Source organism: Leptospira fluminis (assembly GCF_004771275.1).
Taxonomy (GTDB): Bacteria; Spirochaetota; Leptospiria; order Leptospirales; family Leptospiraceae; genus Leptospira_B; species Leptospira_B fluminis.
Genome location: NZ_RQEV01000011.1, coordinates 214490 through 229878 on the forward strand (window position 1 = coordinate 214490; position 15389 = coordinate 229878).

Consider the following 15389-nt stretch of genomic DNA (forward strand, 5'->3'; position numbering starts at 1 on the left):
TTCGAATTTCCGATTAAAGCTTGAATAAGGATTCTATGGGGGGCTGCAATAAGGTCGGTCAAGGCGAGACCGTGTCGATCCGGAAATTTCCGGCTACTACTGTCGGGGTCCATCTTTCTTGGGGATACGATCCTCTAAAAACCGTCCCCTGTCGAGTGTTTTGGAGTGGGAAAAAATGAAAAATTCTTCCGTAAAAAGACAAGAAAGCCGCCTATTCCAGGTGCCGAACCAACTTTAAAACTCTCGTACCTGGAATAGATTCGCCGTTTTCGTGAGCGAATCTTTCGGTAAGATTTATGTCGGATTCGGATCCGGAATTCCAGGATGGCACGTAATACATCCTATGTGTTCCCGCAGAGAGCCAGAATCGGGTCCAATCCAAAAAATCCTCGGATTTATTTCCCCAACCGCTTCCACTTAAGGAATCCTTCGTAAAAAGAATGCGATCGGGAAGATTCCGAAAATCCATACGACGTTTCATTTTTTTAAAGGAAACCGAACCTTCGCCGCACCCCCATTCGTATTCTCGGAGCCTATTTCCGCCTTTTCCGGAGGTACCCAAACTCCAGACCAGTAAAGCGGATTTGCCCGGTAATAATTTGACCCCGTCGAAATATTCGGAACCGAAAGATTGCCAGGGAATGTGATGATTTCCCTCGACAGAGAACTTAGGAAAAGGTTCCCCGCAGGAAGGACCCAGAATTTTTTTTGCGGAATCGTCGCCTTCCCGTTTGTCGAACCGCCGAAAAAGTTGAAAGTCCGAATTCGGGTATTCCTTTTTGAGATATTCCGCCGCTTCGACTCCGGATAGGTTCAAATAAATCTGTACTTTCTCCTTTTTGGAAAAGGACTCCATAGCGGTTCGCAGCGCTGCCTGTGCGGTATAACTATAAACGCTATCCGTGCCCAATTCCCGAAATTCCGATTCGGAATGCGAATCGGAATTTTTGGTGAACAAATACGCCTTCTTGTCCCTGACGAAAAAAGCAAGTACGGGAAAGGATACTTTTTTCAGATTCGCATTTCTGACGGGATCGAATTCATCCCGGACCCGAACGGCCTCTTTGGATCGTATTTCCGACCATGTCGATTTCCAAGGTTCCCGACCTGGAGGATAGAATCCTTTATACTTTAAAATTCTATTATGCGTCCGCATCAGAGATATTTCCGAAGGAGAATCCTCTTCCGAGATTTCGTTATTCGCTTCCGAATGGATGAACAAGGAGAGTAATTCCGTATTATATCCGTGCCTGGTATAAAAATCGATCGCCGCAGATTCCAAATTTTTGGATCCGTAGAGCATGGGAAGGTAGTTTTTAATTTCGTAGATCTTATCGTCGGTATGTCCCGCGGCGGAAATCTTCATCGCCTGATCCAGGAATCCCTTGATTCCGCGTACATTCGTGGATTCCCTGTGGGAAAGAAAAAGACCATTGAGTCGAATCCATTCCTCGCGATAGGAAGGATCCGAATCCTTTAAAATTCCGTAAGCCTTCGTAAACTCTATGATGGCCTTTCTTAAGTTGTTCGTCTTGAACTGTAAAAATCCGTGCAGAAGCGTGGCGGAATATTCCACTCTTCTCCAGCCCTTACTCTGCGCCAAAAAACTCAGATCCATAGCCATTTTAGAGGCAACTTCCGGTTCGTCCTCCGAAAGAATCTGGATGATCCGCAGCCGAGGAAACAGATCGTCCTCGGTGAGATTTTTCGGAAGGGTTACCGAATTCAAAGCGTCCACCGCTTTAAAAGGATTCTTAGATTTCCAGACCGCGACGGAAACCAGGTCTTTGGCGCTATTGATCGATATCGGCTCACCCAAAAAAGGATGCAGGATGCGGGAAGACCATTCCAGAAAATCGAGATTGAGATAATAGTCCAGAGCCTTCGAATGCTCTCCCATAAGATAAGAAAGCGCTCCTAATTTTAGATAAATGGAATTTTTATAGGAAGGCGTCATTTCGCTCTGACGATCCAAAATATAGTTCAGAACCTTTTCCGCCGACGGAAAGTCGCCGTCTATCAGATAGTAGTACGCCAATTTTTCGTAGGAATGGGAAACCATTTTGCCGCTCAGATTTTCGGATACGATTCCTATTTTGCCGAAATGGATCGCGTCTCTGGGCAGACCCAATTCGGAGAGATAATCCGAAACACCGGGGAGGTAATACGCCAAAAAAGGAACATGACGCAATTCTGACTCCTCCGCAAAAGGAGCCAGTACCCGATGTAAATTCGTATACTCAGTATCGTAGCCCGCAGCTCCCGGTTTAAAATCCGAAAGATATCCGTTTAAGCGAAGTGAGCGACAAAGGGAATAATAGTTTTTTTTCGGGGAGCATTTCAGCTTTTCCGCAGGTTTTTTGAGAAGCAAAACGTTCTTAACGGATTCGGAAAGTTGTCCCATATAAGGGTCGTTTCCTTCGGGACGCCAGTTTTTCAGGAGTTTTTCCCCGTTTCCTTTTTTGGAGAAATACAGATCCTGAAAATACGATAGAAGAGCCTCCGCCAACCCCAGACTCCTATCCTGCTTTATCGAAGACATTAGGTTCGCGAATTTTACGGAATCTTTATTTAATAGGAGATACTCTCCGACGAGTAGCGCATATTCCGATCTCTGGCCGGGGTTTAAAGTATCCGGAATGGCGGACGGATCGCTCTCCTTATTGAAAACGACCCTTCCCCCGAGATTCAATTGGAAATTTCCCGGTCCTCCGCTCCAACCGTCGGTCGCTTTCGTCTGCGCGGCCAAAGAGGAGCAGGAACAGATAACCGAAATGAGGCAGGAAAAAACGATTCGTCGTATACGAATCGGGAAATTCGAAGGAAAGATATGGAAAGAGTGCCGGTACAAAGAAGTTCGTTTCCTTGGCCTCGCGGCGTTCAGAGTCCTTCTCTCTTGAGATCTCGACTCATGAGATCCCTAACAACATCCTTCGGATTCTTATGTTCGTAAAGCATTTTATACACTTCGGTCGTGATCGCCATTTCGATTCCCAGTTTTTTGGACAGTTCGTACGCACTCTTGGAAGTTTTCACTCCTTCCGCGACCTCGTTCATCCCTCCTAAAATCGAATCCAAACCTTCGCCTTTTCCTAACCGGAATCCCACGGTTCTGTTTCGGGACGCATCCCCGCAACAGGTCAAAATCAAATCCCCCATTCCGGAAGGTCCCAAAAAGGTCAGAGGGTCCGCCCCCAACTTTATCCCGAGTCTGGAAATTTCCGTCAGACCTCTCGTGATCAATGCGGCTCTAGTATTCTGTCCGAACCCCAACCCGTCGCTTACTCCTGCGGCAATGGCGATCACGTTCTTTAGGGAACCTCCCACTTCCACTCCGATCACGTCGGGCGTCCAGTAGGTTCGAAAATAAGTGAAACTAAAGATCTCTTGTACTTTACGGGCCGTCGCTTCGTTTTTAGAAGCGATGCTCACTATAGTCGGAACCCGTCTCACGATCTCCTTTGCGAAACTCGGTCCGGAAAGATAAGAAAGCTGGCTATGAAATTTTCCAGGAAGTTCCGCCTCGAAAATTTCGGAAACCAATCTAAGGCTTCCGTTTTCGATCCCTTTGCTCGCGGAAACGATGGGGGCTTTTACCGGTAGATACGATTTGATCTCTCGTAGAATATCCGTGATTACGTGGGAAGGAGGAGCGGAGACGATCATGTCCTTATTCTTAACCGCGTCCTCCAAGTTGTGGCTTGCCCGCAGGTTTTCCGGCAACTCGATTCCGGGTAGGTATTTTTCATTGCGGTGGTTTTCGTTCATTTCCCGGATGAGATCCGGGTTTCTTGCCCAAAGAGTGACCTCGTATCCCTTATCCGCGAGCAAAGCACCTAAGGACGTTCCAAAACTTCCCGATCCGATCACCCCGATTTGCATCCTGCTTTCCTTTTCCCCCTCCGCCGATCCGGAGAAACGACGATCCTCGACCGGAAACGGGTTGCCTACAAGAAAAAAAGGAGGTTCGGATTTCGTCCGATATCTGAAATTCCGTAAATTCGGGAAATGAGTTTACCGCCGGAATCAGAAACGCTATCCTTGGCCTTCCCATGCTGGACTTGCGGAAACTTCCGGGATTTAATCTCTGGGATTTTTTATCCGGGAACGTTTCCCGCAGCGAAAACCCGACGAAAAGCAATTATCGGATCGCTATCCTTCTCCATTCCTTGAACAAAGTCCTCCGCAAAAAAGTGGTGGAAGGAAGGGAAGATTTGGAGTCCCTGATTTTGGATGCCGGAAGCGGCATTCTACTTCTATCCGGCCATTATTGCATCAAAGGATTGACTTGGTCCAAGCTTCTTCGGACCGATTATGTGAAATTCAAACTTTCTCTGAGGCCGGTGCGCGTAGAGGGAAACAAAGTCATCTTCCGTATCGAATCGTTTCGTCTTTACGACCATAGCCCGCGATCCTTCGATCCGATCCGTTTTTTCTCCAAAGTTTTTAAATTCCACAGGAGATTGATTCTCGAAGAAATCGTACGGGAGATCCCGGAAATCCTATCGCTTACAGAAATCGGAAACGAAGTTCGGATAGATTTGAATTATTTTCTGGCCGAAATTCCGGAAGTGGCGGGGAAGATTTCGGTGCAAAAAGTGATCCCGGAAAAGGGTAACGTATTTTTATTCGTGAGATCCAATACCATCTTGAAACCTTTACTCGATTTTTTCGGGCCGGATTATCTACGAATAGAACCTATCTCCGAAAACGAAGACAGCCTACTCATGCTTTGGCGGGATTAAACGTTTTTTGGACGAAACTTTTTTAAAAATTTTCATCTCTATTCTAACACTCGGGCAAAAAAGTTGCCGTTGAAAAACCAGGTTTCTGATTGGACATTCTTTGACCGGTCTGGAGAATTAGTTCGATTACGGTTTGAACAGCGTTCGTTCTTCCGTCTTACCGTGCTATAGGAAAGAATCTTAATGAAGATAATTTACCTCACGGACATTCACGACGGCCTCAGAGGTCTGAAAGAAGTCTTACTTGGAACGGAGGGTGACCTCTATCTATTTTCCGGGGACATCATATACAAAGCTTTTTTCAATCCGGAAAGAATCATAGAGTTCGTCACGCTCCAGGAGGAAATGTACCTCATTACGGAAGACCAAAAGGAAGAGATTAATCCTTACGATTATGCGACCCGAGCGGTCCGTTTCCCGGAAAAATACCCGGCCCCGATCGTGGAAAAATCCCACGAATACAGACGCTTATTCCACCAAGCGTCCAAAACGATGAAGGAAAAATACGAACTCATCGAAATCATCATCCAAAAATACGCCAAGGCTCCGGTCCGTCTTTTACCGGGAAATTACGATATAGACCTGCAATATTCCGCCCTTTATGAGAGGGATCTGCACAGAAAAACGTTCGAAATGAACGGTTTAAAATTCGCCGGCTACGGTGGTGCGCCCATCATCACTTCCGGAATTCCGGAAAAATTGGCCGTAAAATTCCACGAATACAATCGAAACGGAAAATCTTATAGCGAACCTGAGGATTTTTTCAACGAGGAAAGGCCCGATATCGTCGTCATCCATAACCCCGCATTCGGTTATTTGGATAAGATCCCGAGTTTCGGGCACGTCGGATCCCAGGGAATACGCAGATACTTGGACGAAAATTCGCCTTCCTTAGTGGTTTCCGGCCATGTTCACGAAGACCAAGGAATCATAAAAAAGGGAAAAACCCTTTTTTTAAACCCATCCAATTTCGGCCCGGTGGATTCCGTCTTCGGTTTCCAACCTGGCGGTTTCTTTACCGAAATAGAATTGGAAAACGATCTTGTAAAAAGTGTGAAATTGAATAGACTATCGGATCACTCCATCCGCAGACTTCTGGAGGTCGATTGCACCGGGGAGAAACTCTCGCTGACGAAAGCGAATCCCGATTCGGAAGTTTCCGCGGAGGATTTTATCCGTTAGTGAAATGACTCTTCCAGGTTTTAACGACAACCCTACGATCCAGAAATTCATCGGCCTAAAGAAATTTTTTAGGTCGCACGAAACCCGTATTTCTAGGGAGAGAATCGAGGATTTCAAGAAATTCTCGAAGCTGATCAATTATGGCGGAGACGAGGTGGCCTTCGACATTTTGGGTTCGCTTAACTTCGGTCAGGCGACAGCCGATTCCGACACGGATATCGTCATGTACACTCGCTGTGAAGACGGAAAAATGGGGGAGTGTGGGCTGGAAAATTGCTACAAAATTTCCCTATTCAAGCACATGTTTCTGAATCTCGTGACCTTCGAGCATAATTCTCATGCTTACAAATTGGAAATCGTGGATTGCATTAATCTGAACCAGCTCGAAAAGGACATCCGGGAAAACGACGAGTCGTCGGCCCTGCTGATCCGGTTCTGTTTTTATAGGTCCATTTGCAGAGGGGTGAATCGTAAGCTTCTCCATCGTTACGAAAACTTGATATCGGAGAGACTTCCCCTCTGGGAAAGCATCACCAAGTCCGTGGAGGAATGCTTCGACGGGATCATCGTTTCCTCACAGCATACCTATTCCTTCCACAAGTATGCGGGACGCCTGGAGGAAAAAGGGATCAAATTGCCCGGTTCAATGGCGGCCAAGATCAAGGATTACCTGAAACAATGATCACGTTTCTTACCCTAGTCGCCGCCTTAGGGGCTGCGGCGCTTTTTTTCCACGCGTTGTACACCGTGGATACGAAACGATTAAACAGAAAAAATTCCAAATCCGGCAAGAACGAAAGCAGAGAATACGGAAATCCGAAAAAAGTCTACGGCGGGGATTGGGATCCGAATCTTCCCAAGCCGAGGCTCTGCCCGGTATGCGGACGATTTTTGGACAAACACGAATACCTGTACGCGGTGGTTTTCGAGCCGGCTTCCCCAGGAGCTAAAAGACAGGCTCGGATTTATGGTTGCCGATATTGTTACCTAGGATTGGATGATTCGAGCCCGCCGCCGGAAGAACCGGCGAAGGAAAACCCTCCCCCGAAACCGATCCAGGATGAAGAACTCGGCCTCTGAAAAAAAAACCGGCGCTGTCGGATTATCCAGTTCGGTCTCTTCCCTAAAAGGTGTGGGAGCGAAAAAAGAGGAGGCCCTCGCTTCGGTCGGAATCAGGACGGTCCAGGATCTTCTACTCTGGTTTCCTAGAAAATATCTGGATCGAAATCTGACGGAGAACATACTTTTAAAGCAGGGAGAATCGGTTACTCTCATCCTGGAAATCCTGGATTCCTATTTGGCTCACGGAAGGAAAACCAGGTTAGTGGTCACTGCCAAGACGAAGAACAACGAACCCGTCAGCCTCGTATTCTTCAAAGGGGTTCAGTATTTTCGTCGCGTATTCCATACCGGTCTTCTGGTTGCTGCCACGGGACGATTGGAATATTTCCGCGGTTTTCAGTTGGTTCATCCGGACTATGAAATCCTTTCCTACGGAGGAAATTCCGAACTGAACACGGACGATCTTCCGGAATCCATTCATGTCGGTAGAATCATTCCGTTGTACCCGACGACCGAAGCGCTTCGGGAAGAACATCTGGATTCTAGAGGTCTACGGAGACTGGTGTTTTATTCCCTCGAAACCTTAAAGGGGAAGATTCCAGAGATATTACCGAAAGAAGTCGTATCCCTCAGAACCTTTTTGGATCGCGAAAGCGCCTTCCGGGAAATTCATTTTCCTTCGGAAGAGGCAAATCTTTCCAAAGCCCGAACGAGATTCAAATACGAAGAATTATATTATTTTAATTTATTAATAGAATACAAGAGATCCCGAAGAGCAAAGGTCCCACGAATTCTATGGCCCTTACCGGAATCTCAATCCGCCAAGGAAGTCGTTTCGAAACTCCCTTTCCAATTGACCGGAGATCAGACGGAAAGCCTTTCTAAAATAGGGGAATGGACCCGCTCGGATACTCCTGCGGCGATTCTTTTGCAAGGGGACGTGGGCTCGGGAAAAACCTTGGTCGCGCTCTTGACCGCTCTTCGATATACGGACAATCAGGTGCAGGTTTGCATGGTTGCACCCACGGAAATCCTAGCCAGACAACATTACCAAACGGTCCTACGGTTTTTGGGTAACATGCCCTTCTTAGGAATAGAATTGCTGGTGGGGAAAGAACCCAAAAAGATCCGGGCAGAAAAGCTATACAGACTAAAAAAAGCGGAATCCTATTTCGTGATCGGAACACACAGCTTGTTCCAGGAAGATGTGGAGTTCAAGGACCTGGGTTTAGTCGTTATAGACGAACAGCACAAATTCGGAGTGGAACAAAGGGAGACGTTAAGAGCCAAGGGAAAGAATCCCGACATTCTCGCTATGACTGCCACTCCCATTCCCAGAACCTTATGCCTTACTTTGTATGGGGATTTGGAGCTGGTCACTTTAAAACACAAACCTGCCGGAAGAAAACCGATCCAAACCCGTTGGTTTACGGACAGCCGGAGAAACGGAGTTTATAATTCGATCCGAAAATACGTCCTGCAAGGGAGACAGTGCTATATCGTTTATCCGCTAGTGGAAGAATCGGAAAAGTCGGACCTGAAATCCTGTATAGAAGCATACGAAACGTTACAGAAAGACGTTTTCCCGGAATTCTCCGTAGGACTTTTACACGGAAGATTGGACGCCGCAGAAAAAGATAGAGTCATGAATTCTTTCCAAAAAAACGAAATCCAAATCCTTGTTAGCACGACGGTAATTGAGGTCGGAGTAGACGTTCCTAACGCCTCCGTCATGGTGATCGAGCATTCCGATAGATTCGGGATCTCCCAACTCCATCAGCTACGCGGGCGGGTCGGAAGAGGGAGCCATGAAAGTTTCTGCATCTTATTATCGGACTCGCAGGTATCCGAGGAGGCAAAGGTAAGAATCCAGGCGTTAGTGGATTCGGAGGACGGCTTTTTACTCTCTGAAATCGATTTGAAGCTGAGAGGTCCCGGAGAATTGCTGGGGGTCAGACAAAGCGGCCTTCCGGATTTCCGCATCGCGGATTTGAGGGAAGATAAGGACTGGATCGAGATCAGCCGGGACGACGCGAAAAAATTCGGCAGTATCGGAGATATGGAAAAAAATGAAATCTCCCATCGATTCGCGGAGGGAGCTCTTTTATTTTCAAACTGATTTCTTGAAAGGCGCCAAAGTATATCTAGACGCCTTATACGACGATTCAATATATAAAAGGAACGATCAGTTTATCCGCTTCCAAATTGCAATCGAAACCGCCAATCTTAAGCTCGCTTAAGTTGATCAACAACGCGCGATTCGCGCAGTTGTCCACGTCCGCTTTGTTGTAGTATTTGCTTTCGTCCACGTTCGCCAATTGGTAGGACACGAGGGAGATAATGGATGAGGAATTCGGACTCACGGAAGCTCCGATCACGGCGCTAGTTACGATACGGTTCTTAGCCTCGTCCCCCTTTACTTTTTCCGGAATCGTAATCCCGATCTTATCTATCAAATAGCAATTGGCGAAAAAGAAAATCGGCAAAAGAGCCGGAAAGATACGTTTCATCCTGGTTTTCCCTAGAAGTTTTTTTACAGAAGATTCCATATTTCCGACGACTTCAATCGAATTTCCGTCCATGTCAAAAGAGCCGACGGTAATTTTGCTCGATCTAAAATTCCTTTTCCGAGATGCCCTCCGAAGCAAAGTGGAGAAATATGCGAGTTCCTTCCCTGTTCCGTTTCTTTATACTCTTGTCCGTTTCTTCGACATGGCTGTTCGTCCAACCCGCATTTGCGGAGTCGGATTCCGGTCCTTATTCGGGAATATCGCCTCTTTCCTATCTATTGGGGGCTTATTCTCCCGAAAAAACTTTAGTCGCCTATAAAAATCCCGGAGACTCTCGGATTTTTTATCTCAGGCAGGAAACTCTATCCGCATTTTTAAAAATGGTCGAAGCGTATAAAAAAGACCATCCTGAAGAGAGGCAAATTCCCTTCCTTGTTTCCGCCTTTCGTTCGTTTAACGATCAGAAAGGGATCTGGGAGGACAAATTCACGGGTAAGCGCAAAATGAGAGAAGGGATCCAAGGGAAGAATCCTCTGCAAATCATAAACCTGATTCTGGAATATTCGAGCGCACCGGGTACTTCTAGGCACCATTGGGGCACGGATATCGATATCAATTCCCTGGAAAATTCCTATTTCGAAAAAGGGGGTCGCGGGGAGAAGCTCTACCAATGGTTGCGTCAGAACGCCTTTAAATACGGATTTTGCCAGCCGTATTCGCCTAGATCGGAGAGAGGAAATAAAGGCTACGACGAGGAAAAATGGCATTGGTCCTACGCGAGGTTGGCCAACGATTTCCAAAAAGATTGGGAAAAGGAATATAAAAAAGGGAATCTTACCTTAACGGGAAAATTCTTGGGTTCCGAAACACTTGGAGAACTCCCAATGGAATACGTCGGCTCGGTAAATCCGGAGTGCAAATCGATCTCCGGCCGGAGATAGTTACTAGCATAATAACCTATCCCGAATTGCGCTCCTAACCTTCGATTACCGAACGTAAAAAAGTTTATTTCAATCCGTTTAATTTTCTATGCTTCTTTGGGAGAAAAATAATCCGCTGAAAAATATTCTACTTTTATAAGTTTCATAAAGATTCAAGTTTCGAAAAACCGCTCTAGGCTTTGACGATCGGCAGAGAGCGGAGTACTCGTAGAAAAATGAATCCGGGACAAGAACGATCCGAAAACACGATCTCCTCTTTGGAGGAAAAGACGATCCAAAAAGGGATCTCCATTTTTTCCGCAGGAGACGAATTCGAACCTTCGGTTTTCAGTTCCTATTCCATCTTCTCCAAGTCTCTTTCCTTTTTGGATGATAGACCCGAATTGAAAGTCCAAGCCTTCCGGTTCGCGGACGTTTTTCCTACACTTCGGAACTGGAAACAAGTTGCGGATCATATCCGTCTGTATTTTTTACAGACCCGAACGGAACTCCCGGTCGTACTGAAATTCGGGATGAGAATTGCACTTTCCAACCCTGTCACAGCGTTTCTTCTCTCCTTCGTGACCGGAAAAATGATCCTTTTCTTCGCGAAGTTTTTCATAGTCGGCCGAAATTACGAACAGGCCAAAAAAACCGTATATTCCAGATACAAATTAGGAATTTCGAATACGATAGATATTCTGGGAGAAGCCGTTCTTTCCGAGCGGGAAGCCGAGGAATATTCCGAAAAATATCTTTCGTTACTGGAAGGGATAGCGAACGATCCGATCCTGCAAAAACTGAATCCAGGTCTACCCAATCCGAGCGCCAACGGAAACGTCTCGGTAAAATGCTCGGCGTTATTTTCCCAATTGGATCCTTTGGCTTTTGAATATTCCGTTTCCGTGTTAAAAGAGAGATTACGCCCCATTTTCAAATCCGCCGTCGCCAAAAACATATTCGTAAATCTGGACCTGGAGCAGTATGAAACCAAGAATCTGATTCTGACCGCGGGATTAGAGCTTTTCTCCGAGCCGGAATTTTCCGATTATCCCCACTTCGGATTGGTGATCCAGGCCTACCTTCTCACCTCCTTGCAGGACCTGGAAAAAGTGATAACAGTCTCCGGTAAGAGAAAGTTTCCTCTTACCGTCCGCTTGGTTAAGGGGGCGTATTGGGAATTCGAAGTGGTTCAGTCCAAGCAAAAAGGTTGGGAAGCACCCGTTTTTCTCACCAAACCCGAAACGGATCTGAATTATGAAAAATGCGCCGAACTGCTGCTCAGATCGCATCCCCGTATTTTTCCCGCTTTTGCCACGCATAATGTAAGAAGCATGGCATACGCTCTTGCTTTGGCCGAAGAGCTGAATATTCCGAAAAAAGATTACGAAATCCAAATGTTATACGGAATGGGTGATCCTTATAAAAAGGCCCTACGGAAATTCGGAATTTCCGTCCGTGAATATTCTCCGATAGGCGAAGTGATCCCCGGTATGGCTTACCTGGTCCGCCGGCTATTGGAAAATTCCACGAATGAAGGGTTTTTAAAGAACATCTACTCGAAGAAAAAGGATAGAATCCAACTTTTAGAGATTCGAAAGAAGGCGGCTATATGAATTCCGGAATAGATTCGATCGCGTTGAAAAACGAAGCGATCCGCGATTTTACTTTACCCGAGGAAAGAGAGAGGCTCAAAAATGCGATCCAAGCTCTTCGAAAGAAATTGCCCATTCAGATAAATCCGATTCTTTCCGGCAAAACACTCCCGTCTTCGGAATCGCATTCCGTTTTCAATCCCGCAAATCTAAGCGAGACGGTGGCAAAGATATCTTACGCCGACGTTCGATTGGCCGAACAGGCAGTCGCCGTCTGCTCTGACTTTGCGGAAACTTGGCAAAACGAAACCCAAAGCAAACGGAGCGACATTCTTAGAAAAACCGCCCAGTTGTTGCGTACGAATAAGGACGAACTTACCGCATTGATGATCCTGGAAGTCGGAAAAGGAGTCAAGGACGCAGACGCGGAAATAGCGGAAGCCATCGATTTTTGCGAATTCTACGCGCAGGAAGCCGACAAACTCTCCTCTCCTAGAATAAGGAATTTGGAAGGGGAAGACAATTCGTTTTTCTACAGACCGAAAGGATTAACCGTAGTAATCGCACCCTGGAATTTTCCCTTGGCTATCCTCTGCGGTATGACCGTAGCACCGCTAGTAACCGGCAATACCGTTATTATGAAACCGGCGGAACAATCCTCTGCGATCGCTTCCGTTCTTTACGGTTTTTTAAAGGAAGCCGGAGCTCCCGACAGAGCCTTGCAATTCCTACCGGGAAGGGGGGAAGAAATCGGCTCCTATCTGGTGAAACATCCGAAAGTTCATACGATCAATTTCACCGGATCCCGCGCGGTCGGATTACAAATGATCCGCGAAACTGCCGCTCTCGAACTGAAATTCATCAAACGAGTCGTGGCCGAAATGGGCGGCAAAAACGCGATCATCGTGGACGAGGATGCCGATTTGGACGAGGCGGTCGCCGGCTCTATACAATCCGCCTTCGGATTTCAAGGTCAGAAATGCAGCGCCCTTTCCCGCTTGATCGTATTAGAGTCCTGTTATGAGTTGTTCAAAAAAAGATTTTCGGAAGCTCTTCTTTCCTTAAAACCCGGTCCCCCGGAGGATCCGTCCTCTAAAATCGGTCCGGTGATCGATTCCGAATCTAAGACAAGAATCGAAAATCTTTCCGAAAAATTCGCTCCGAATCTCCTCCAAAAGTTGGAGGTTCCTACCGATCTGAAAGGGAAAGGAAATTACGTGGATGCGATCTTACTGGAAAGCAAAGATTTCGACTCCGATCTAGGTCAGGCCGAATTCTTCGCACCGATCGTGACCCTGTTTAAGGTTCGGAATTTCGAAGAGGCGATCCGGAAAGCAAACGAAGTGGACTACGCTTTAACCGGAGGCCTGTATTCTAGAAATCCGAAAAATATCTCCTTGGCCAAACGACTCCTCGAGGTAGGAAATCTGTACATCAATCGAGGGATCACGGGCGCTATCGTAGATCGTCAACCTTTCGGAGGGTTCAAACTTTCCGGAGTAGGTGCCAAGGCCGGCGGACCGGATTATTTGAAACAATTCGTAGAGCCGGTAACGGTGACGGAAAATACCATGCGCCGCGGATTCATTCCGGAATTATGATCGATCCCTATAAACGGACCAACTCGTTTCCAAGATCGTTTTAGGATCGCTATAAAGACATTTCCAGCCCAGAAGCCTTTCGGCAAGGCCCGCTTCGGCCCATAATTTTGCCGGATCCCCGAATCTTCTGTCGGACAATTTATACGGGATCGGCTTTCCCACGACTTTTTCCGCTAATTTAAGAATTTCTAATACGGAATATCCCTTTCCGGTCCCCAAATTTACGGCCAAGGATTTTTTTTCCCGAATGACGTATTCCAATCCGAGAACGTGAGCGGAGGCCAAATCGCTTACGTGGATATAATCCCTGACACAACTTCCGTCGGGAGTATCGTAATCCGTCCCGAATACCTCCATGCCGGATCTCATACCTGTCGCAGCTTCCATAACGATCGGTAGAAGGTTCGCCGGAGTCCGCTCCAACCCTCTGACTCTGCCTGAAGGGTCGTATCCCGCTGCATTAAAATAACGTAATGCTGCAAATTTGATTCCCTTCAATTTATCGAACCAGCGCAAATTTTCTTCTATGGCCAACTTGGTATAACCGTAATAATTCTCAGGATGCAACGGGTGGTTTTCATCCAGTGGAAGGTATTGGGGAGTTCCATAGACCGCTGCGGAAGAAGAGAAAACGAAATACTTCGTCCCCTTCCCCTCCATAAACGATAGCAGCTGGATGGAACCGGCGATATTATTCAGCGCATATTTGGACGGGTCCGTCATGGATTCACCTGCCGCTTTCCATGCGGCAAAATGAAAGACTGCATCGATAGGTCTGGCAAACGCCTTTTCCAAAATGGACGTATCGTGGATATCTCCGACCACCAATTCCGCTTTGGGAAAAAGATTCTTCTCGTTCCCCTTTTGCATGTTATCGACTACAAGAACCTCGTAGCCTTTGTCCAGCAATAGTGCGACAACGTGACTGCCGATGTAACCGGCTCCCCCGGTAACGAGAACTCTCACCTGTGGTCCATTACCCCGCGGTCGCTATTCTTAAAGAACGCGATGATATTCAGGACTTCCTGAGGATGATTTCCCTGCTTTTCCAAAGCTTCCAAAGCCTGACGATAATTCATTCCGGAATGATAAATGACCTTATATGCCTGTTTGATGGCGGCCCTAACCTCGGGGGAAAAACCTCCACGCTTCAATCCTACCGTATTCAATCCGATGATCGTACACGGGTTCCCGTCCGCCGTGGAATAGGGGGGAACATCCTGAACGACTTTGGAACAACCTGCGATCATCGCGTAATCGCCTACGAAGCAGAATTGATGGACTGCGACTAATCCGGAAATGAAAGCCTTATTTCCGACGGTCACGTGGCCGGCGAGGACCAAACCGTGGGTAAGAATATTATCGTCTCCCACGATACAATCGTGGCCGACGTGGGCGTTCCCCATAATATAATTCCGATTTCCTAAAACCGTCGGCGAATCCGTTTTCGTGCCGCGATGGATATTCGAATATTCCTTAAACGTATTATGATCCCCGATGATCGTTTTGGTCGGAGTGGCGGCGTCAAAACCTAGATCCTGAGGTACGACTCCGATAACCGCTCCGTGAGCGACTCGATTGAACTTTCCCATTTTCGTTCCGGAGAAAATACGGGCTCCGGTCTCGATGATCGTCCCTTCTCCGATCACCACGTCTTTTTCTATGATCGTATAAGCTCCCACTTCGACGGATTCGTGCAATTCTGCCTTGGAATCGACTATGGCTGTTGGGTGAATTTTCATTCTGTTTCGCCTCTTAAATCTCCGAGAATACG

Annotated in this window: 13 protein-coding genes; 8 read left to right on the top strand and 5 right to left on the bottom strand. The window is 46.9% G+C overall.

The features are described from left to right. Positions 1 to 211: 211 nt before the first annotated feature. Together EHO61_RS11125 and EHO61_RS11130 are read right to left on the bottom strand one after the other, a co-directional pair. Positions 212 to 2749 (bottom strand): tetratricopeptide repeat protein, encoded by a 2538-nt coding sequence (locus tag EHO61_RS11125; protein WP_246032101.1) that lies wholly within the window; start codon positions 2747 to 2749, stop codon positions 212 to 214. Between the two features lie 131 nt (positions 2750 to 2880). Then, positions 2881 to 3882, bottom strand: a complete 1002-nt coding sequence (locus EHO61_RS11130; RefSeq protein ID WP_135813660.1) for an NAD(P)H-dependent glycerol-3-phosphate dehydrogenase — start codon at positions 3880 to 3882, stop codon at positions 2881 to 2883. 170 nt (positions 3883 to 4052) lie between these two features. Here EHO61_RS11130 and EHO61_RS11135 point away from each other — a divergent pair, with 170 nt between their 5' ends. The 5 genes from EHO61_RS11135 to recG all read left to right on the top strand — a co-directional run bounded on the left by EHO61_RS11135 (position 4053) and on the right by recG (position 9108). Continuing rightward, positions 4053 to 4745 carry a hypothetical protein gene (locus EHO61_RS11135; RefSeq protein WP_135766889.1) on the top strand — a complete coding sequence of 231 codons (693 nt, stop codon included), beginning with the start codon at positions 4053 to 4055 and terminating at the stop codon, positions 4743 to 4745. A gap of 183 nt (positions 4746 to 4928) precedes the next feature. After that, positions 4929 to 5927: a metallophosphoesterase family protein gene (locus EHO61_RS11140; protein ID WP_135813661.1), complete on the top strand. Its 999-nt coding sequence runs from the start codon at positions 4929 to 4931 to the stop codon at positions 5925 to 5927. Positions 5928 to 5931: 4 nt separating this feature from the next. After that, positions 5932 to 6609 (top strand): hypothetical protein, encoded by a 678-nt coding sequence (locus EHO61_RS11145; protein ID WP_135813662.1) that lies wholly within the window; start codon positions 5932 to 5934, stop codon positions 6607 to 6609. Continuing rightward, positions 6606 to 7007 (top strand): hypothetical protein, encoded by a 402-nt coding sequence (locus EHO61_RS11150; RefSeq protein WP_135813663.1) that lies wholly within the window; start codon positions 6606 to 6608, stop codon positions 7005 to 7007. Before EHO61_RS11145 ends, EHO61_RS11150 begins: the two co-directional genes overlap by 4 nt. Continuing rightward, positions 6988 to 9108 carry an ATP-dependent DNA helicase RecG gene (recG, locus tag EHO61_RS11155; RefSeq protein WP_135813664.1) on the top strand — a complete coding sequence of 707 codons (2121 nt, stop codon included), beginning with the start codon at positions 6988 to 6990 and terminating at the stop codon, positions 9106 to 9108. The genes EHO61_RS11150 and recG overlap by 20 nt, the downstream gene beginning before the upstream one ends. Before the next feature lie 46 nt (positions 9109 to 9154). Here the strand turns inward: recG and EHO61_RS11160 are convergent, their stop codons facing one another. Further along, entirely contained in the window at positions 9155 to 9499 is a 345-nt protein-coding gene (locus EHO61_RS11160; protein WP_135813665.1) for a TIGR04452 family lipoprotein, read from the bottom strand. A 149-nt stretch (positions 9500 to 9648) separates the two neighbouring features. Between EHO61_RS11160 and EHO61_RS11165 the strand changes: the two genes are divergently transcribed. From EHO61_RS11165 to EHO61_RS11175, 3 genes are all read left to right on the top strand, one after another. Further along, the gene (locus EHO61_RS11165) at positions 9649 to 10440 is read left to right on the top strand and encodes a M15 family metallopeptidase (RefSeq protein WP_135813666.1); all 792 of its coding nucleotides are present in this window, start codon (positions 9649 to 9651) and stop codon (positions 10438 to 10440) included. A 215-nt stretch (positions 10441 to 10655) separates the two neighbouring features. Continuing rightward, positions 10656 to 12035, top strand: a complete 1380-nt coding sequence (locus tag EHO61_RS11170; RefSeq protein ID WP_135813667.1) for a proline dehydrogenase family protein — start codon at positions 10656 to 10658, stop codon at positions 12033 to 12035. Beyond that, positions 12032 to 13615: an aldehyde dehydrogenase family protein gene (locus tag EHO61_RS11175; protein ID WP_135813668.1), complete on the top strand. Its 1584-nt coding sequence runs from the start codon at positions 12032 to 12034 to the stop codon at positions 13613 to 13615. Before EHO61_RS11170 ends, EHO61_RS11175 begins: the two co-directional genes overlap by 4 nt. Here the strand turns inward: EHO61_RS11175 and galE are convergent. Further along, positions 13610 to 14581 (bottom strand): UDP-glucose 4-epimerase GalE, encoded by a 972-nt coding sequence (gene galE / locus EHO61_RS11180; RefSeq protein ID WP_135813669.1) that lies wholly within the window; start codon positions 14579 to 14581, stop codon positions 13610 to 13612. The two genes, EHO61_RS11175 and galE, sit on opposite strands and share 6 nt — an antisense overlap. After that, positions 14578 to 15357 (bottom strand): acyl-ACP--UDP-N-acetylglucosamine O-acyltransferase, encoded by a 780-nt coding sequence (gene lpxA, locus EHO61_RS11185; RefSeq protein ID WP_135813670.1) that lies wholly within the window; start codon positions 15355 to 15357, stop codon positions 14578 to 14580. The genes galE and lpxA overlap by 4 nt, the downstream gene beginning before the upstream one ends. Between the last annotated feature and the right edge of the window lie 32 nt (positions 15358 to 15389).